The 1,321-nt window shown below is 62.8% G+C and carries 2 protein-coding genes; both read left to right on the top strand.

Translation table 11 applies throughout. The features are described 5' to 3' along the window. A partial coding sequence (tuf, locus tag AC1DX0_RS35940) for an elongation factor Tu (protein WP_477359251.1) occupies window positions 1–1,131 on the top strand: 1,131 nt, incomplete at its 5' end. Window positions 1,132–1,200: 69 nt separating this feature from the next. Beyond that, window positions 1,201–1,321: 30S ribosomal protein S10 (locus tag AC1DX0_RS35945; protein WP_477359254.1), on the top strand; the 121-nt coding region annotated here is incomplete at its 3' end.

Raw genomic sequence — 1,321 nt, forward strand, 5'->3', positions numbered from 1 at the left:
GGCACGATTGGTCACGTTGACCATGGCAAGACGTCGCTGACGGCGGCGATCACGAAGTATTTTGGCGAGTACAAGCGCTACGACCAGATCGATGCGGCGCCGGAAGAGAAGGCACGCGGCATCACCATCTCGACGGCTCACGTCGAATACGAGACGGCTGCCCGCCACTACGCCCACGTCGACTGCCCCGGCCACGCCGACTATGTGAAGAACATGATCACCGGTGCCGCGCAGATGGACGGCGCGATCCTGGTCGTGTCGGCTGCCGACGGCCCGATGCCGCAGACCCGCGAGCACATCCTGCTCGCCCGTCAGGTCGGCGTGCCGTCGATCGTTGTGTTCCTCAACAAGGTCGACCAGGTCGACGACGCCGAGCTGCTCGAACTGGTCGAGCTCGAGGTTCGCGAACTGCTGTCGAAGAACGAATTCCCCGGCGACGACATTCCGATCGTCAAGGGTTCGGCGCTGGCTGCTCTTGAAGATTCGAACAAGACGATCGGCGAAGACGCGATCCGCGAGCTGATGGCTGCTGTCGACGCCTACATCCCGACSCCGGTTCGTCCGCTCGACAAGCCGTTCCTGATGCCGATCGAAGACGTGTTCTCGATCTCGGGCCGTGGCACGGTYGTCACCGGYCGCGTCGAGCGYGGCATYGTCAAGGTTGGCGAGGAACTCGAGATCATCGGCATCCGTCCGACGACCAAGACGACCTGCACGGGCGTKGAAATGTTCCGCAAGCTGCTCGATCAGGGCCAGGCCGGCGACAACATCGGCGCGCTGCTGCGYGGCGTTGATCGTGAAGGTGTCGAGCGCGGCCAGGTTCTGGCCAAGCCCGGTACGGTGAAGCCGCACAAGAAGTTCGTGGCCGAAGCCTACATCCTGACCAAGGACGAAGGTGGCCGTCACACGCCGTTCTTCACCAACTAYCGTCCGCAGTTCTACTTCCGCACGACKGAYGTGACCGGCATCGTGTCGCTGCCGGAAGGCACCGAGATGGTYATGCCYGGCGACAACATCACGGTCGATGTCGAGCTGATCGTGCCGATCGCCATGGAAGAGAAGCTGCGCTTCGCCATCCGTGAAGGCGGCCGCACCGTCGGTGCCGGCATCGTCGTCACCATCAAAGAGTAATTTGGACTTAAACCGATCTGTCGCGGGCGCGGAAGTTGCCCGCGCCGCGCCAGAACAAGGAAGTGACGCATGAACGGACAGAATATCCGCATCCGCCTGAAGGCGTTTGATCACCGCGTGCTCGACGCCTCGACGAAGGAAATCGTGTCGACGGCCAAGCGCACCGGTGCCAACGTCCGCGGCCCCATTC

The organism is Mesorhizobium sp. P3_A9, assembly GCF_056402975.1.